This is a genomic window from Paenibacillus sp. 102 (assembly GCF_039549175.1).
In the GTDB taxonomy this organism is placed as follows: Bacteria; Bacillota; Bacilli; order Bacillales; family Bacillaceae_G; genus Bacillus_A.
This window is the reverse complement of sequence record NZ_JBCGHT010000004.1, coordinates 64,487-83,063: the sequence shown is the minus strand read 5'-3', so window position 1 is coordinate 83,063 and position 18,577 is coordinate 64,487. Positions and strand designations below refer to the sequence as shown.

Here is an 18,577-nt window from a genome sequence, read left to right as displayed (position 1 = left end):
ATCCAATCCTTTTCTAATCTCACTGAGTTGCATATTTAATTGTTTGCATTTCTTAATGATTTTCATTCTACATAGAAATGCATTATTTTTTGTATATCTTAGTTGTAATTTTAGTGTTAAGCATATAACGGTGGTAATTAGTATACTTATATTAAGAAATTAAATTTATCTAATTGGTTTGGATTGGCTTGTAAAGGGGATGGGGAATTAAAAACAAGAGACCTTCTTACAATATTACAAAAAGAATATTTTTATAGGATTCTCCCAAATTAATAGATAAATTTTCAATGAATCAAACGATTGAAAAAGGGGAGTGTTAATAAATGATTGAACAGAAACGATTACCTCAATGGGCAATTAATTACTTGCACTATATTCAAGTTCCGATTCAAGAACCTTCACATGAGTATTTAAAAGAAATTTGCATCGCACATCTAAATCGTATTCCCTTTGAGAATATTAGTACGTTATTGCATTTCAAAGAATATCACAAGAAAGGTAAGCTCGTACAAGATGAGGAAAAGTTTGTAAATCAGCTCGTTCAGCATCATATGGGCGGAACGTGTTATATGATTAACAGCAGTCTTCATCAATTGTTGAATCAGCTTGGTTTCCACAGTCGTTACGCTCTTTTAGGCGGAGGTCATGTTGCACTGCTCGTTCGACTTCCGAATGAAAAAGAAGAAATGTACGTCGACTGTGGAAACAGCGCACCCTTTTTTGAGCCGGTTCGATTGAAAACGAATTATGGTAATGTGTCACAATATGGTGGGATTGAAGTAAGGATACGTCCGGGAGGAGAACCGGGAACGTACACGTATTACAGGTATGTGGATGGTAAATTACTCACTGAATTGATTTGGTCTTTCGACACAAAGAAAACGTACCGATTTGATGATTTTCAAACAGCAATAAAAAGGTATTTTCAGCCCAATGACTTATTTACGTCCAGTTTACGCTGTCAAATCTGGCAATTAGACCAAAAGCGATCACTGTCTTTGGTTAATAATGTATTAAATATACGGGATAATAACGGTAACATTAAGAAGCACAAATTAACCGACAGTAACGACATTCGAGAAGTGATCGATCATGAGTTTAAGCTTCCTAAACTACCAGTAGAAGATGCTATAATGGTTCTTCAGGAACTCGATGTTGATATATTTGAGGATTCGGAAAAATGAATGGCCTTTCCCGCCTAGAGGTTGTTTTGGAATTATGCAACATAAAAGCTGTTAAGTAAACCATAAATAAGTGTAATTAAGCGATGTTCTTTCCTCAATACTCAATTAGGGAAAGTTACATTTTTATGAAACTGAACGAGAAGAAAGAATACACCGCAACACATTACATAGATAAGTGAAACGGAAAAAATTCCGAATAAAAAGTCGATTCTTTGTAAGAATCCTTTATCTTAAAAAACATAGAAAATCCAATAATGATCGGAATTAAGGAAGCTATAAACAAGGTTAGTACTTTTTAACATCCATTAGTGTTAAGAGCTAAGATGAATTTATATCCATATTATGCAAAAGACGCTATTCTCTTTGTACAAATATACATAAAGAATAGCGTTTTTTCGTTATGAGAATACAAACCAATCTTAGCTTGATGAGGATAGAGAAGAACTTCTATAAGTATTATTAATAAACATTATTGAAATGAAAAAAGTTTTTTATGTCTATTAAGGTATATAACATGATTTAGTTTCATTGCTAAACAGATTCCTCTATATTCACCCTTTTATTCATTCTTTTTTAACAACCCATTATGTAGTGTTGAAAGGGTGAGTAATGCGAGAATCGAACCCACTAAGGCAAGCGACATATCCCATTGTGCATCCCAAACGTCGCCTTGTGTACCTAAAAAGTCTTTAGCTGCTGTTCCACCCTTTGTTATTTTAAAAGCTATCCATTCGATGATTTCGTATAATGCAGCGATAGCAAGCGAAATACTTATACTAATCGTCACTAACCAAAAGCCGTTGGTTAGTTGAGTTTTCCGTAATAATATTTCTCTTATCACAATTGTAAACAAGCCTTTTATCAAATGTCCAAATCGATCGTAGTGATTTCGATTTAAATCAAAAACATCTTTTATCCAATTAAAAAAAGGAACCTTTGAGTATGTGTAATGACCGCCGACGAACATTATAATAGCTAGTATTGTAATAATAATATAAGAAAGGGTGGTAAAGCGAAACTTATTGTATGTTGCAATTATAATGATTAGACCGAGAACGGCAGGAATAGCTTCCGCTGCCCATGTCGAGTATCTTGCAGGTTTAATAACAGACCATATAAAAACTGCGGTAACAACCAATAATAAAAATAGATGAATCATTTTATTTTTGTCTCTTATCACTTTTCTCACTCCTATTGAAAGGCTTTCTGCTTAAAGTATTTGAATAAACGCAGTTTCGTATACAGAGTACTTAGAGCCGTTTGCCTTAGTTTACACTAATGGATATGGAGTGAAAGGATGATAGGGATGAAGTGGTTTGGAATCGGAGTTGTTCTATTGCTTATAAGGGTTCTTCTTGTTGAAGAGTTAGTATGAGGTATCGGAATCCGTTCGTTCCTATAGAAGGGAAATGATGTAGTAAGAAGCATTCTTACATATAAGGAATTGTTCCATCATAAAAGTCCGTCCATATGTATACATTTTTGAAGGGTGACAGAGGAATTTCGACAAAAAAGAAGAAATGATACGAGAGAAGTATTTTTGAGTACATTCCAATATCGTTCTCATAAATATCGTGAAAAAAGCATGTAGAAAAACTAAAATAGGAAGTGAGGTGGAAAGTGGTGCTCGTCCATAAAGCGTATAAGTTCCGGATCTATCCTAATGCAGAACAAAAAATACGTATCGCGAAAACAATGGGTGGTTGTTCTCGTTTTGTATTCAATTAATTTTTGGCAAAATGGAATAATAGATATAAAGAAACAGGAAAAGGATTAACCTATGGCACTTGTTCTTCGCAATTACCTGCTCTCAAAAAAGAATTTGTATGGCTAAAAGAAGTGGACAGCACGGCTCTTCACTCTTCTCTTCACAACCTCGCTGACTCGTATTCACGATTCTTCAACAAACAAAACAAAGCACCTCGGTTTAAGTCGAAAAACAATAAAGTCCAATCATATACAACGAAGCACACAAATGGGAACATCGCGATTGTAGGGAATAAAATAAAGTTACCGAAACTTGGCCTTGTCACGTTTGCCAAAAGTCGTGAGGTAGAAGGACGTATTCTGAGCGCTACTGTCAGAAGGAATCCAAGTGGAAAATATTTTGTAACGATTCTTGCCGAAGTAGAAGTGCAAGAATTGCCAAAGACAGGTTCCGCTGTTGGTGTGGATGTTGGCGTGAAAAACTTTGCGATTCTTTCAACTGGAGAGGTATTTGGCAATCCGAAATGGTTTCGGGTATTAGGGAAGAAGCTCGCTCATGCCCAGCGTATTCTGTCTCGCCGGACAAAAGGTGGAGCGAACTGGCATAAACAGCGAATCAAAGTGGCTCGTATTCATGAACGAATCACAAATGCAAGAACCGATTACTTGCAAAAACTCTCTACTATGATCATCAAAAACCACGATGTGATTGGGATAGAAGATTTGCAAGTATCCAATATGTTACAGAATCACAAGCTAGCGAAAGCGATTCAAGAAGTATCTTGGTCACAATTCAGAGCGATGCTTACGTATAAGGCAGAGTGGTATGGGAAACAAGTCGTTGTGGTATCAAAAACATTCGCCAGCTCTCAACTTTGTTCGCATTGTGGCAAGAAAAACAAGGACGTGAAAGATCTGGAATTGCGTGAATGGAAGTGTCTTTCTTGTGGTATGCATCATGATAGAGATGTCAACGCAGGGCAAAATTTGAGAAAAGAGGCCTTAAGGCTTCTAACCATAGGGATTACGGGGATTGCCCACTCATAAAGCCGAGGGATACTTTGGTGTTCGTAGGAATCCCCCACTTCAAACAGTTCGTTAGACTGTTAAGTGGGGGTAGTTCAAATACAGGAAATAAAGTCATTTATGAGAAATTCTTATTAATACAACAAAGGTGTATACATTCCTGCACTAAGATTTCACAAAAAAGCTCAACTTTAATTATAGTAGGGATGATACTTTTTACTTACCATCAATGGTATGGGTTATGTGAAGAAAAGACATCTTTAAGTCATCTTTTTGTACTTATCATCAGTATTTTCTTTTCATATAAGTTTGTTTTTATTGTGATTGTTGAGCTGATTGTGTTTGAAGGGACGATTGTACTTGACTTACAAGAGTTTGAGCTTGAGCTATTTCAGTTGAAGCTTGTTTTAAAGCTTCTTCACATAATAGTTGATCTGCAGCAGATTGTTCAATTGCTTGTGTAATAAGTCCTTTAGAAAGGGATACGGCTGCTTGTGCTTTTTTTAATTGGTTAGTATCAATTTGTTGTGGCATTTTTTGTTTCCTCCTATATTGCATTTTTTTACTCTTATATGATTTTCTTCTGTATCATTTTTTATGTACATTTTTCATATATCTTGAGCTTTTGAAAGCTGGAAATTTCTTTTCGGTTTGAAGTATTTACAATTCTGATTAGTTACTTTGAAGGGGAGAAATAGAAGGGAATATTACAGATAAAGCAAAAGAGTTTATTGAGAATGCTATGAATGAAAATGGTGTGTCAACACTACGTTTTACATTTGAAGTGCTGGATGTTGTGGCCCAAGCTACGGTATTAATTTGGAAAATGCACAAGAAAATGATGTGAAAGAGATAGTAAATGGTATTGAAGTTGCGATGGATCCAAAGGTAGCTGAAATCGTTAATAATTTAACTTTGGATTATGTAGAAGATTAACAAGGTGTAGGTCTTGTCGTCAGTGGTGGATCTAATTGTTGTTAAATAATAATTAAGGAGACTAACAAACATGGGATTACTGAGGTGTTTGACTTACGTACTGGAGGAGAAGAACCAGAAGGATTTCCAGTTGAAACCAAACGGTATGCTTATCCGATTGTAGAATGTGGTGGAACAACACACTAAGCAAAAATGCAACGCCTGCCATGGACAAATGTTATAATATAGGAAGAATTATACATAGAGGTGAGAGCAATGCAACAATATGAGGAAGTTCGTTCTGTTGTAGAAAAAGCAAATAAGATTACGGTATTAACGGGTGCTGGGGCAAGTACTGAAAGTGGAATTCCAGATTTTCGCTCGGCAAATGGTTTATACGCAGATGCAAAAGTAGAAATGTATTTATCAAGGGGATATTATAACCGTAGTCCAAAAGATTTTTGGAAACATTATAAAGAAATATTTCAAATTAACACGTTTCATCAATATAAACCGAATCGTGGGCATGAATTTTTAGCTGATTTAGAAAGAAAAGGAAAAGATATCACGGTATTAACACAAAATATCGATGGCTTACACCAATTAGGCGGGAGCAAGCATGTTATCGATTTACATGGTACACTCCAAACTGCTCATTGTCCAAAATGTAAAGCGAAGTATGATTTGCAATATATGATAGATCATGAAGTGCCACGATGTGAAACATGTAATTTTATTTTGAATCCAGATGTCGTTTTATATGGTGATACATTACCACAATATCAAAATGCAATGCAGCGCTTATATGAAACGGACGTATTATTTGTGATGGGAACTTCATTAAAAGTGCAGCCGGTTGCATCGTTCCCGCAAATTGCAAAAAGAGAAGTAGGCGCAACGACTATTTTAGTGAATGAAGAGTTAACAGGGCAAGAGTATCATTTTGATTATGTCTTCCAGCAGAAGATTGGGCAGTTTGTAGATTGTTTTAAATGATATAGGAGAAACGAAATAAGAGGTATTTATCTTAAGTTTTGTTTTAACCCTATGGTACGAGCGGTTTTAATTACTGATTAAAGCCGCTGGGCCACATTTTTTCCACAAAATCTTAAAAAATCATCATACTGATTTAAGGTGGATTCCTCCATGGATTTTGTAACATGCACATATACGGCTGTCATTTACAAGCTGTTGGGAATTCTTTATTAAATTGGTGATTGCCAGGGACTGGTTGCAGGCGTTAGGTGGTCAAAAGCCGCAAATTAAAAAGAAAAATCGCACAACAGCAGATTGGGACAAACTTTGTGTAAAAGCTTCTGCTATGAGAGAAAAGGGAATAAAATATGTAGAAATAGCAAAAGTATTAGGTGTTGCAGAAGGATCAAAAATTTCATTCCAACTTCGTAAGAGAGGATGAATTGAATAATTTCACATACCATATTTAAAGAAAATAAAAGAAAATACAAAAGAATAATCCACATTCGAGGGCATTGAATATGTAAAGGGAAGCACGTTTCCTACATATAACCAACGTCCTTTTTTAAATAGGTGAATATCTATTAACATATACTTTTACTTTTATAAATTTCTTAGTATATAGATGTTGATTTAAAGTGAGTAAGATAGAAAGTTTAAAAAAATTGGGGGTTATATTAAGGAGTATTTTGTAAATACCAGGATAGAAAGATAATTTAAAAACTCGCATAAGTTATTCTATGGAGCTATCAAAATATGTGTAGTACGGATTTTGCTTTTCTGTTGTACAATTTCTATGATAATAGGGGGATTGATGTGGATATAACGAAAACTATAGCGAGGATGACAATTGATGGGAAAGAAATTTCGTTTATTTCAGTAGGAACTTCCGCTTGGGATAATGGACCAGTAAATGATTTAATTGTTTCAACGAAGGAGCGAATCAAGGAGTATTACACACTTCTATGGTCACAACAAACAGTGGCAATTGTAATACATTTTCTTCGTGGTGCGGTTCAAGTGAAATTTGCTAGAGTTGCTGGGATCACAGATGGTCCAACAGGAGAGTATATATATTATTTTTCTTGGGGATAAAAAACGAATTCAGTATTTCAGTGTGTTTAGCTTTGATTAATAGATTAAGTAGTATCAATTTTCTTAGGCGCTGCCGTAATCGGTACAGCGTCTTATTATTTATTGGGGAGGAAGTAAATGAATTGGATTAATAAATGAAGATAAGCTTTTGAGAAAAGGGCAATTGATGCATGGTTGCTCTTTTTATTTACTTTTAATGGGAACTTGTTTTTCACTATGATACAATTGTATTAATTAATAATTCTGATATTAAATGTAGAAAGGAGTGTTGGAAAAAGTGAGTTTCCCAGATGAATTTGCAATAAAAATAAAAGAATATTTAGAAGACGAGAAGGATAAAAAAATTATCAAGAACGGGCACAGAGATGTAATCTATCAATATTTATATGAATTAGAAATTAAGATAGGTTTTATAAAGAATCCTAATTTCAATTTTTTTACATCTGGTAGACGTACGCATATAGTAATAGAAAATATTGAATTTAAAACGGAAGTACATACTGAAAATAATATCATTGAAATTACAAAAATTGTTGATGAAGTAGTTACTCCTCTTGATACAATTATTGTAAAAGGTGGAGAATTGTTCGCTTTAGGTCGTAATGAAAAATTTACGACAGAGATCTTAGAAGACTATCTGCGTGAAACATTTAGTAAAAAGTTAGGACTATCACTAGATTAAATTATTTTAAAGCATTCCTTATGGAGTGCTTTTTATTATGTGAAAATTACATGGGTGGTCTAATGGAAGGAATTTATCTCGGTTTTTAGTTAGAAATTTAAATTTTCTTAATTTTCTTTATAAACACTGTAAATTATATTATCTATGTGCTTTAATATTATTAATAGAGAAGATTTCTATATCCAGATGAGAAAGTATGGTTTAATTTGTTGTTATGTACGAGATAAAGATAGTTTAGATACTAGAAAGAGGAGAGCCTAATGAAAAAGAAGGAACAGAAAAAGAAACGGAAAAAGAAAACCCATATTCCCTTCCGATTAAATGTGCTATTTTTCTTTGTATTTCTTATGTTTTCAACTGTAATTATTCAGTTAGGTAAGGTTCAAATTATTGATGGTGAAACGTACAAAAATGAAGCAGAGAGAAAGGAAGAGAAAACAGTAAGTACTCCCGTTCCGCGTGGGAAAATTTTTGATCGAGAAGGTCATACGGTTGTTGATAATAAAGCATTAAGAACGATTACATATACAAAAATGAAAAGTGTGAATACGGAACAAATTTTACATACAGCAAAACAGCTTGCTGGGATGATTGAAATGCCGCAGGAGGCTATGAATAAGTTAACAGATGTAGATAAGAAAGATTTTTGGATGCAATTAAATAAGAAGCGTGCAATGGCAAAAGTAACGAAGGACGATGAGAAAAAGTTAAGAGCCAACAAATTAACAGGGAAAGATTTTGATAAAAAGGTGGAAGAACTGAGAAGGGAACGTATTACGGCGGAAGAGTTAAATGAACTTACTCCGCAAGATATAGAAGTATTAGCAATTAAAAGTAAAATGAGTGCAGGTTACAATATGATTCCGAAAGTTATAAAAAAGGATGTCAAGCCGAAGGAATACGCAGTCGTTAGTGAGAAGCTAGCAAATCTTCCAGGTGTGGATACAACTATTGATTGGGAACGGGAATATCCATATGATAAATTACTGCGATCTGTACTTGGAAATGTTTCTAGTGCTGATGAGGGACTACCGAAAGAGCAATTGGATTATTATTTAGTCCGCGATTATAACCGTAATGATCGCGTTGGCAAAAGTTATATTGAAAAGCAGTATGAAGATACGCTGCACGGCGTAAAAGCACAATCAAAAAATACTACTGATAAAGAAGGAAATATCATTCACACGGAACAAATGGTAAAAGGAAAAAGTGGCAATAATTTAATGTTAACGATTGATATGGAGCTGCAGAAGCGAGTGGATGAAAGTATCGAAAGAAATTTAATGGCATTTAAAGCTTCAGAGCCAATGGTGGATCGAGCTTTTGTCGTCATGATGAACCCTAAAACGGGGCAGTTGTTATCTATCTCAGGAAAAAAATTAGTAAATAAAGATGGGAATATACAAGTAGAAGATTATGCACTTGGTACAATGACGAGCTCTTATGAATTAGGTTCAACAGTAAAAGGCGCGACTTTACTAACGGGTTATCAAACGGGTGCGATTCAACCATTTACTCATTTTTTCGATGCGCCGATGACATTTAAAGGAACAACAAAAGCAAAGAAATCATGGAAAGATTTTGGGGATATCGATGATGTCAGAGCTTTGCAAGTATCTTCTAACGTATATATGTTTAACACTGCTTTAAAGATTGCAGGGATTGATTATGTACCGAATAGTCCGTTAAATATTAAACAAGAAGTTTTTAATAAAATGCGTTATCATTTTGGACAATTTGGCCTAGGTGTTCCAACAGGTATTGATTTACCAAATGAGACAGCGGGACAAAGGGGAAGAAAAGATCATACACCAGGATTCTTACTTGATTATTCAATCGGCCAATATGATACGTATACACCGCTTCAGCTTGCACAGTATATTTCGACGATTGCGAATGGCGGTTATCGTATGAAACCACAAATTGTACAAGAAATTAGAGAGCAACCAAATAAAGCAGAGGATATCGGTAAGGTAGTTCAATCGATGGAACCAGTCATTTTAAATCGTGTAGATATGGACATTCTCTACATTAATCAAGTGAAAGAAGGATTTAGAAAGGTGTTTCAAGAAACTGATGGAACCGGTGTAGCACATTTTCAAAATCTTCCTTATAAGCCTGCCGGAAAAACGGGAACAGCAGAAACAGTATACGGTAGTGATAGTGATATAGGTAAGGATGAGAATGGAGATAGAAAAAAATGTTATAATTTAACCTTAGCTGGTTATGCACCTTATGATGCTGATCCAGAAGTTGCATTCTCAGTTGTTGTACCATGGGTAAACGATGATAAAACAGGGATTAATTCTAAAATTGGAAGAGAAATTTTAGATGCATATTTTGAATTGAAAGTGAAAAGAATGGGTGGAAATCCAGTTCCGATAGAGCAGCCGAATAAACAGCAATAAAAAGGTTTTTGAAGGGGGCATTTGTTTGAGCAAGAAAATTTATAATGGTAGATTTATTGCAAACACAGAGGAGAGCTTTGTCTTATTTATAATCGGGATGCGTATAAACAAAATATTATCTTTCACGAAATGGATTCCAGTATTTAAAGCAATGGGTCCAATGATAAGAGAATTATATCAAAATCCTGAATTAGGTTTTCTGCATACCGAATTCCTATTTAGTTGGCGAGGCGTAACGCTTATCCAATATTGGAAGAGTTTTGAGGATTTAGAGGCATATGCTTATGGAAAAACACACGCTGTTGCTTGGAAAAACTTCAATACGAAAATAAAAAATGACGGCAGTGTAGGAATATATCATGAGACTTATAAAATCCAAAAAAATGCATCAGAAGCTATCTATAATAATATGCCGAAGTTTGGGCTTTCCAATGTCTTTCCTCATATTCCGGTATCTACAAACACAAGTACAGCAAGGGAAAGAATGAGGGAATAGGTACACATGCTAACAACTTTGGTTTACGATCTTGCAAAAAAGAGTCCTAATAGGTAAGGAAACATACCTATTAGGACTCTTTTCATTTTATATATTTTGAGCCTTAATCATAAAGCGATGTTGTTTCGCATCAAAATACCCTTTTTGCAAGATAATCTGATGTATCTTATATAATTCATTTATATATGTTTCACTTTTGAAATCAGGTACTTGCCATGGGATTGCTTTTAAATAATAGAAGAGAGCGCCAATATCATAAAACCTTTGAACAGGAAACTCTTCTTTAGCTGTTAAAACTTTAAAACCATGTTGCTCGAGTTCGTTTAAAGCCGATCCTAAATTCCAATTTGCAAATTCAGGATTCAGTGGTACACCGAGTGCTTCATTGATTTCAGCACAATCCAGTCCGCCTACTTGCTGCGTAAGAAAGACGCCATTTGGAGAAAGGATTCTCTTTACTTCGGAAGGTGAGTAGGATTCGTGTTGATTTAAAATGAAATCGAACTGATCATTTTCAAATGGTAACGCGTTATCATCTGTTACTTCTATAACTTTTACACCTAAAGGTTCTAACTTCTTTTTGGCGATAGGAATATTAGGTGCATAGCCTTCCGTCGCGTAAATAGTAGCCGGAAAAGGACGTAGCAAGGATAAAAATTCTCCCCCGCCTGTTCCCATATCAAGCATAGAAGTAGTATGTTGCATAAGCGAAAAAGCCACGCTTCCGTAAGACCAAGAAAGTAATTGACTTTTCATACGCCCAGTTTCCGTAATAAAAGAAAAATCCCATCCGCTAAAACTCGCATTTGCATTTTCTAAAAGAGCTAAAAATAATGTGTCATTGTTCATGTGAAATCCTCCTGTTTATTAGATGATAATTGAAATTAACAGAGCGGGAGGACCTCTAATTACAATATACGGTTGTTACGTTTCATGTTCTAGTATGTTCATATGGAATCACTCCTGGAAAAGTATGTTATCTTATCTTCTGGATTTGTGAGTATAATACCTTCTAACAGTAAAAAAATAAAATAGCTGTAGTTGTGGTATTGAACAAACTCTAAGCGGTCATTTTTTGTACTTTTAAAGGCATTAAGAATGTTAGTAAAGTTTTTACCTTATTTTTAGCTTGAGAAAGGAGAGAAGTGAATGGAGTCATTGTGGTTAGAATATGCTTGGGCATTGTTAATTTTAATCGGATTAGAAGGATTGTTATCGGCTGACAATGCCCTTGTACTAGCAGTTATAGCCAAGCATTTACCTGAAGATCAGAAGAAAAAGGCTATAAATTACGGAATCATTATGGCCTTTGTTTTCCGATTTGCGGCCCTTTTTGCTATTTCATTTATTGCAAATGTCTGGCAGATACAGGCAATAGGAGCAGCTTATCTTCTTTACCTAGGATTAAAGCATGTCATTCAGGCACGGTTCGGAAAAGACAATAAGAATATTCATAAGGACGATGAAAAGGAATCGGCAGGTAAAGGATACTGGTTCACAGTAGGGAAGATTGCATTAGCTGACCTTGCTTTTGCAATTGATTCGATACTAGCTGCGGTTGCTCTTGCCCTGGGTCTTCCAGATTCACCGCTAGACGATTTCGGCGGCATGGATGGAGGACAGTTCATTGTTGTTCTTCTTGGAGGTATTGCCGGACTTGTCTTAATTAAATTTGCAGCAACCTGGTTTGTGAAACTTCTTGAAACACGTCCAGCATTGGAAACAACAGCATATGCAATTGTTGCCTGGGTCGGTGTCAAACTTGCTGTAATTACACTTGCCCATGAGGATATTGGTGTCTTAGATCATCAATTTCCACACAGTACAGCTTGGACTTTGATCTTCTATGGAGTATTAGTCGCTATTGCCCTAATTGGTTGGTTTGCGCCAGGAAATAAGTCATTTCAGAAAAATTCTGCAAGGTAATAATGAAGAATCCCCCGACGCTTCGGTTAAGAAACAGGGGGGACTCTTCATTTTTTTATCGATAAACCATATACAAGTGTTTCACTAGGAGTTGTAATGCTAAAACCCGTCGTTTTATAATCAAGCTTTAACGTATCGCCGACATAGTCTTTTGTAAACTCATCCATTTGAATGATAATTTGCTCATCTTCATAAACAACTTCATTTGAGTTATATTCATCGAAAATTAAATCAACATCGATAAATATGCTACAAGAATTTGTCATCGTGCCTCTAATGCGCATGATGTTTTTGTTATTAGCGTTGAATTTATGTAATACTGCTTTTGCTTCATCAGTTACGCGAATGTTCATGGAATCCCAACCTTTGTTTATAGTTCTTATTCTATTATTGCAAAAACATGAGAAATAGGGAAGTAAAGGGGGTTAATGAATGATAAGCGTAAAGAGGTTACGGTTTGAAAAGTAAGGATGGAACTGTAAATGTTTGTGTTAAGCATAACTCGTCATCACTTATTTTCTCAACTTCTTGATACTTTATCTCATTCTTTTGATAGAACTTTTTCCAGAAGTTCACCGCTGTTTTATTGTTCTTTAATTGCATGACATAATAAGTTCCTTTGTACTGTTTCAATAGTTCTAAAATCGCTTGATCTGCTATCTTTTTTCCACGGTACGCTTTTAATAGGAAAAAATCGTTAATACAGTAATCTGTTTCAGGTGCTGTGAATGGTGATTTTGCGAACAAGAGAAATCCGACATATTTTTCTTCATATTTAACGAAGTAAGGGGAAAGCTCCTCCCGGTTACAAATAAGTTCAAAAGCATCAAATTCAAAAAATCCATTTTCATTCGGATGAAGGGTAGGGGAGAATTCGGATAAATCGTGTAAATATAGAGCATAGAAATTTTTTAATACTTCTAAGTGTTCTCTGGAAACAATTTCTAACGAGACGTTCATTCGTATCCCATCCTTAAAAAATAATTATTATACACAGTACACCATTCGACATAAAATAAATATATCCTTTGAATGTAAAGAGTCATTCTAATAAAAAAATCAGCAAACATGAGTGTGTTTGCTGACCTTTTATCACTTTATAGTTCACATTTATCAAGAGGAACTACTTTTGTTTTCTTTGTAAATTTATATCCTAACCACATTGCAAGGAAGAGTGGTAACCCGATATAAGAAACGAGTACACCGTTCCAGTCGATGGATTCACCCATAAATGCACCGTAGTTTTGTCCTAAGATAACAATGACACAAAGTGCAAATGCGAAGATTGGACCAAATGGGAACCATTTTGCTTTATAAGGAAGGTCATTTAAATCTTTTCCTTGTGCAATATATGCTTTACGGAAACGATAGTGACTAATAGCAATTCCGACCCATGCGATAAAGCCGGACATTCCAGATGCGTTTAATAACCAAACATATACAACGCCGTCGCCATATAAAGAAGCTAAGAAAGCAGCACATCCAACTAGAGATGTTGCAATTAAAGCGTTAACGGGTACACCACGACTATTTAGTTTGCCTAAAAATTTTGGTGCTTTTCCTTGACGTGCTAAATCCCAAAGCATACGAGTGCAAGCATACATACCAGAGTTACCAGCCGATAAAACAGCTGTTAAAATAACGGCATTCATAACAGAAGCTGCAAATGCTACACCTGCTTTTTCAAATACAAGTGTAAATGGACTTACTGTTACATCACTTGCTGCAAGACTTTCAGTTGTATAAGGAATCAATAAACCGATAACAAGAATGGCAAAGATGTAGAATAGTAGAATACGCCAAAAGATAGAACGAATTGCTTTTGGAATACTACGCTCTGGATCAGCCGTTTCACCAGCAGCTACACCTAATAATTCAGTTCCTTGGAATGAGAAACCAGCAGCCATAAATACACCGATGATTGCCATGATGCCGCCGTTAAATGGTGCATCCGCAACAGTAAAGTTTTTAAATCCAACAGGTTCGCCGCCCATAATGCCGAAAATCATCATAAATCCAACAATTAAAAAGATAATAACAGTTACTACTTTAATAAGAGCGAACCAATACTCTGCTTCACCAAATCCTTTAACAGATAAATAATTAAAAAGAAACATAATAGCTAAACAAAGACCACTCCAAATTAAAGACGGAGTATTTGGAAACCAAAATTTCATAATTAATGTAACTGCTGCTAGTTCAGCTGCAACAGTAATTGCCCAGTTATACCAATAATTCCAGCCGAGTGCAAATCCAAGTGATGGATCGACAAATTTTGTTGCGTATGTGCTAAATGAGCCGGTGACAGGCATATACGCTGCTAATTCAGCTAAGCTTGTCATTAAAAAGTAAACCATAATTCCGATTGCCGTATAGGCTAAGAGAGCTCCGCCAGGCCCTGCTGTGTGAATAACACCACCGCTTGCAAGAAAGAGCCCAGTACCAATTGTACCACCGAGAGAAATCATTGTAAGGTGGCGCGTTTTCAACCCGCGCTTTAGTTCACCTTGTCCTTGTGTAGATTGTTTTGTAGAGGTAGCTTGATCAGCTATGCTATTCATGTTCAACACTCCTTTTCTTGTAAGATTAGGAAGGAGCGGGGGAGAAAAATACAAAAAACCGCCAAAGGAATTCGGCGGAACGTTTCACAAATAACCACCCCATCATACCCTTCCGTTAAGATAGCACCCCACGTTTACACGGTATTTTGTAAACGTGACAGTTCTGTTCCTATTCGGAGACAGCCCCAGCTTATATTTCCAGAGAAGAAATATAAACTTCGGCAGCATTTCCTTTCAAACGGGATCATTGATATTCTCTGTGTCTCATCCGTTTTACTAATAAAAGCCGCAACCTCTACCTCATCGGATTGATGAGGATTTATTTATTGCTGTGATTTTTAATATATGGCAATTGTAATTAGTTTCTGAAAATATTGCAAGGAATTTTTGTAGGAAATTATCACAAATAATCGGTTATTGTATAGGAAACGTTTTCAAAACTCCGCCCGAACCAACCTACTTAATATGTAAAAAATGAAGAAAAAATTGTTATACAAATGTTTCGCAAAAAGATAGGGAAAATCCTCTAAAATTAAAAGAAAATTCAGAAAAATAAAATTCGACATTGTTCATGTAAACATAGTTATAAATGAATATATGAAGTTTGTAAGTGGAAAAGGGAGGTAAGACAATTGTAAATGAATGAATTTGAAGTGAGCAATTAAAAAAGGTAAGCAAACGAATCATTTGCTTACCTTCATACTACGTAACTATTTTTTCTTTAAGGTAAAACTCGCTTTTGACCAGTCGTATATCCAACGTTTTGTTTTGTAAGTTGAGAGTGATTTCTAACCGCAATGAAAAGTGCAATAATAACGATAAGACCTACTGCAATATAAGAAAGGTTAATAATTGTTGGATCTACTTTAAATGATGTAAGCAGCGTCCGGATATTTGTAAAAATAATGAGTCCGCCAACGAGTACACCAAGTAAATGCGAAGGCACAATTCGTACTAACCATGCAGCGATTGGAGCTGCCAGAATACCGCCAAGCATAAGTGCAAATACCCAAACCCAGCTTACTTGTTCCCATCCTAATGAAATGAAAAATCCGATTGTTGCGGCTAAAGATACTGGAAATTCACTTGTATCTACGGAACCAATGACTTTTCGTGCTTCATTTCCTCGTGCAAGTAGTACTGGTGTTGTAATTGGTCCCCAACCACCACCACCTGTTGAGTCAACAAATCCTGCAAATAATCCTAATGGGATAAGCTGTTTTCCAGACATACGCTTATTTGATTTGACAATCTGTTTTTGAATAATAAATCGTAATAAAATATAGACGCCTAACGTAAATAAAAAGAGTGAAATGTACGGTTTAATTAAATCGCCGGGCAAGTTGCTTAAAAAGCATGCACCGACAAAAGCACCAATTGCACCAGGTAATGTCAGTCTAGAAACCGTATATTTATCAACGTTTCCAAAGCGAATATGAGATACACCGGAAGCTGCAGTCGTAACAACTTCAGCGAGATGAACGGAAGCGGAAGCGACGGCAGGTGCAATTCCAAACATTAATAATAATGAGGAAGATGTTACCCCATACGCCATTCCAAGTGCTCCGTCAATCAATTGAGCAAAAAAACCAATAATAGCAAAGACAATTAATTTCTGCATATTAAATCCCCCTGTAATAATAAATAAAAAGGCTCTTTTCTCGAGTGAGAAAAGAGCCTTTGGTTTTTCCAATCAGCTTAACATTAAGTTTTTATTATTATAATGCATATTAATCTGATAAAGCAACTGGGTTTTTGAAGTTTTTTAAATTGATTGAAATAACAGAACAGTTATATAATAAAAAGATGTAGATAAAGGGAGGGGAAATCATGTTAACATTTGATCATCTCGTTCATGCTGTTGGGTGTACACCAAAAGAAGCAGAAGGAAAAATGAAGGAACTTGGATTTCATACTGTGCAAGGCGGGGAACATACGAACTGGGGAACGTGGAATAGTTTATGTTATTTTGATTTATCTTATATTGAATTTTTAGCGGTGCAACATGAAGATAAAGCGAAGAAAGCGGATAATCCACTTGTTCAAGAGACTGTTGAGAAATTGCAACATGGAGAAGGAATGCTCCAAATTGCTCTTCGTACAAATCATATTGAAGAACTAGCTGTAAAGCTCGCGGAAAAAGGGTTGCAAGTGAAAGGGCCATTCGAAGGAAAGCGAATGAGAAACGACGGCCATCTTATCGAATGGAAAATGTTATTTGTGGAACAGGAAGAGAGTAGTCTGAAATTACCTTTCTTTATACAATGGGAAGGAGCTGACGAGGACAGAAGATTAGATTTACAACAAGTAGGCGTCATTGCCCCGCATCACAATGCCGTAAAAGAAATTCAAACCATATACTATGCTGTGAAAAATGCATGCGAAACAGTAGAACGGTGGAAAGAGATCCTTGAAGTACAAGTGACTTCACCAGAAAAAAATAAAGAGTGGAATGCACTTTGTCAAAGCATTGTACTTAAAAATGTAAACATCCAATTTTGTGAACCGATTGGTGAAGGACTGGTACAAAACCATTTAATAAACGATGGAGAACTTCCTTTTGCAGTTGAATTTCAAGGAGAGAATACACAAAAGAAAAAACAACAAATTTTAGATGGCCTATACATATATTAATCGGGGTGGTCTATGTGAAAGAAGTGTTAAAGGAATTAGAAAAAGAATTAGATTGGCCTCGTATCGTACAATGTACTCTTATTCCAAAAGGCTTTTCGTTTGATCGAAAGTATAAAATTGAATTAGAGAATGATGAACGTTATTTTATTAAAGCGTGTGATATTGCAACTAGTGAACGTAAACATGAAGAATATGAATATATGCGTCATTTTGAATCATTAAGTATACCAATGCCAAAACCAGTTGATTTTATAAGTTTTGATAGATTAAATCGGTGTGTACAAGTATTTGAGTGGGTTGACGGAAAAGATGGTGAGGATATACTTGGCAAGTTGACTGAGAATGAGCAATATTTAGCCGGAAAAAGAGCGGGAGAAGTATTAAAGACAATTCATACAGTGAAGAAAAATAATGTAGAAGAATCTTGGGGAACGTCTCGATGGAATAAATACGAGAGATACTTGCAAGCACTAGCAGAATATGAAGTGGATTTTATTGATTTGCAATCGGTGCTAACCTTTGTAGAAAATCATAAAACTTTATTACAGAATCGTCCAGTGGTGTTTCTTCATGATGATTTTCACCCAGCGAATATTATGATTTATCAGAATAAGTTTCGTTCAGTAATCGATTTTGCAAGATTCGATTTTGGAGATCCCATTCATGATTTTTATAAAATGGCTTTATTTACAGTTGATATTAGTGTACCGTTTGCAGTTGGACAAGTTCATGGTTACTGTGATGGTGAACCATCACTTCATTTTTGGAAATTGTATGCACTGTATGCAGCGATGATTTTTCCGGCAGATATTGTGTGGGCAAATCGAATCACACCTAATTTACTAGATGGAATGAAAATGAGGTTAAGAAGGATTTTAGAAGAACATAATAGTTTTACATCCTATATTCCAAGTTGGTATAAATCTTTTAATAAAGATATAATAAATATAGAATAATTGGAGGTGTTT

The 18,577-nt window shown here is 35.4% G+C and carries 17 protein-coding genes, 3 pseudogenes and 1 riboswitch; of the genes and pseudogenes, 13 read left to right on the top strand and 7 right to left on the bottom strand.

Annotated elements, in window-relative coordinates; all coding sequences use genetic code 11:
* The first annotated feature begins 323 nt into the window (after nt 1–323).
* Nucleotides 324–1,184, top strand: a complete 861-nt coding sequence (locus AAIE21_RS12545) for an arylamine N-acetyltransferase (protein WP_343267088.1) — start codon at nt 324–326, stop codon at nt 1,182–1,184.
* Nucleotides 1,185–1,743: 559 nt separating this feature from the next.
* Here the strand turns inward: AAIE21_RS12545 and AAIE21_RS12540 are convergent.
* On the bottom strand, nt 1,744–2,364 hold the full coding sequence (locus AAIE21_RS12540) for a DUF2238 domain-containing protein (RefSeq protein WP_343267087.1): 621 nt from the start codon (nt 2,362–2,364) through the stop codon (nt 1,744–1,746).
* A gap of 443 nt (nt 2,365–2,807) precedes the next feature.
* Between AAIE21_RS12540 and tnpB the strand changes: the two are divergent.
* A pseudogene (gene tnpB / locus AAIE21_RS12535) lies at nt 2,808–3,938 on the top strand (IS200/IS605 family element RNA-guided endonuclease TnpB).
* A 294-nt stretch (nt 3,939–4,232) separates the two neighbouring features.
* Here tnpB and AAIE21_RS12530 read toward each other — a convergent pair.
* On the bottom strand, nt 4,233–4,451 hold the full coding sequence (locus AAIE21_RS12530; protein WP_174101171.1) for a hypothetical protein: 219 nt from the start codon (nt 4,449–4,451) through the stop codon (nt 4,233–4,235).
* A gap of 208 nt (nt 4,452–4,659) precedes the next feature.
* On the opposite strand from AAIE21_RS12530, the pseudogene AAIE21_RS12525 reads away from it, so the two are divergent.
* From AAIE21_RS12525 to AAIE21_RS12490, 8 genes and pseudogenes are all read left to right on the top strand, one after another.
* Nucleotides 4,660–4,853: pseudogene (locus AAIE21_RS12525) on the top strand (hypothetical protein).
* 45 nt (nt 4,854–4,898) lie between these two features.
* A pseudogene (locus AAIE21_RS12520) lies at nt 4,899–5,018 on the top strand (protein-tyrosine phosphatase family protein); the annotation flags it as partial.
* A 90-nt stretch (nt 5,019–5,108) separates the two neighbouring features.
* Entirely contained in the window at nt 5,109–5,828 is a 720-nt protein-coding gene (locus tag AAIE21_RS12515) for an NAD-dependent protein deacylase (protein WP_343267086.1), read from the top strand.
* A gap of 214 nt (nt 5,829–6,042) precedes the next feature.
* Complete coding sequence (locus AAIE21_RS12510) at nt 6,043–6,249, top strand: hypothetical protein (RefSeq protein ID WP_343267085.1); 207 nt, start codon at nt 6,043–6,045, stop codon at nt 6,247–6,249.
* A gap of 374 nt (nt 6,250–6,623) precedes the next feature.
* Complete coding sequence (locus AAIE21_RS12505) at nt 6,624–6,902, top strand: hypothetical protein (protein ID WP_343267084.1); 279 nt, start codon at nt 6,624–6,626, stop codon at nt 6,900–6,902.
* A 277-nt stretch (nt 6,903–7,179) separates the two neighbouring features.
* Complete coding sequence (locus AAIE21_RS12500; RefSeq protein ID WP_343267083.1) at nt 7,180–7,584, top strand: DUF3942 family protein; 405 nt, start codon at nt 7,180–7,182, stop codon at nt 7,582–7,584.
* A gap of 260 nt (nt 7,585–7,844) precedes the next feature.
* Complete coding sequence (locus tag AAIE21_RS12495; RefSeq protein WP_343267082.1) at nt 7,845–9,992, top strand: peptidoglycan D,D-transpeptidase FtsI family protein; 2,148 nt, start codon at nt 7,845–7,847, stop codon at nt 9,990–9,992.
* Between the two features lie 25 nt (nt 9,993–10,017).
* On the top strand, nt 10,018–10,488 hold the full coding sequence (locus AAIE21_RS12490; protein WP_343267081.1) for a DUF4188 domain-containing protein: 471 nt from the start codon (nt 10,018–10,020) through the stop codon (nt 10,486–10,488).
* Between the two features lie 87 nt (nt 10,489–10,575).
* Here AAIE21_RS12490 and AAIE21_RS12485 read toward each other — a convergent pair whose 3' ends face one another.
* Nucleotides 10,576–11,337: a class I SAM-dependent methyltransferase gene (locus AAIE21_RS12485; RefSeq protein ID WP_343267080.1), complete on the bottom strand. Its 762-nt coding sequence runs from the start codon at nt 11,335–11,337 to the stop codon at nt 10,576–10,578.
* 300 nt (nt 11,338–11,637) lie between these two features.
* On the opposite strand from AAIE21_RS12485, the gene AAIE21_RS12480 reads away from it, so the two are divergent.
* The gene (locus tag AAIE21_RS12480; protein ID WP_343267079.1) at nt 11,638–12,414 is read left to right on the top strand and encodes a TerC family protein; all 777 of its coding nucleotides are present in this window, start codon (nt 11,638–11,640) and stop codon (nt 12,412–12,414) included.
* Between the two features lie 47 nt (nt 12,415–12,461).
* On the opposite strand, the gene AAIE21_RS12475 is transcribed toward AAIE21_RS12480, so the two are convergent.
* From AAIE21_RS12475 to AAIE21_RS12460, 4 genes are all read right to left on the bottom strand, one after another.
* Nucleotides 12,462–12,767: an iron-sulfur cluster biosynthesis family protein gene (locus tag AAIE21_RS12475; RefSeq protein ID WP_343267078.1), complete on the bottom strand. Its 306-nt coding sequence runs from the start codon at nt 12,765–12,767 to the stop codon at nt 12,462–12,464.
* 97 nt (nt 12,768–12,864) lie between these two features.
* Complete coding sequence (locus tag AAIE21_RS12470; RefSeq protein ID WP_343267077.1) at nt 12,865–13,374, bottom strand: GNAT family N-acetyltransferase; 510 nt, start codon at nt 13,372–13,374, stop codon at nt 12,865–12,867.
* A gap of 137 nt (nt 13,375–13,511) precedes the next feature.
* Entirely contained in the window at nt 13,512–14,975 is a 1,464-nt protein-coding gene (locus AAIE21_RS12465) for an amino acid permease (RefSeq protein ID WP_343267076.1), read from the bottom strand.
* 113 nt (nt 14,976–15,088) lie between these two features.
* Nucleotides 15,089–15,281, bottom strand: a riboswitch (Lysine riboswitch).
* Nucleotides 15,282–15,696: 415 nt separating this feature from the next.
* Entirely contained in the window at nt 15,697–16,596 is a 900-nt protein-coding gene (locus tag AAIE21_RS12460) for a sulfite exporter TauE/SafE family protein (protein WP_343267075.1), read from the bottom strand.
* 209 nt (nt 16,597–16,805) lie between these two features.
* Between AAIE21_RS12460 and AAIE21_RS12455 the strand changes: the two genes are divergently transcribed.
* Nucleotides 16,806–17,609: a VOC family protein gene (locus AAIE21_RS12455; protein WP_343267074.1), complete on the top strand. Its 804-nt coding sequence runs from the start codon at nt 16,806–16,808 to the stop codon at nt 17,607–17,609.
* Nucleotides 17,610–17,623: 14 nt separating this feature from the next.
* Nucleotides 17,624–18,565, top strand: a complete 942-nt coding sequence (locus AAIE21_RS12450) for an aminoglycoside phosphotransferase family protein (RefSeq protein WP_343267073.1) — start codon at nt 17,624–17,626, stop codon at nt 18,563–18,565.
* Nucleotides 18,566–18,577 lie beyond the last annotated feature (12 nt).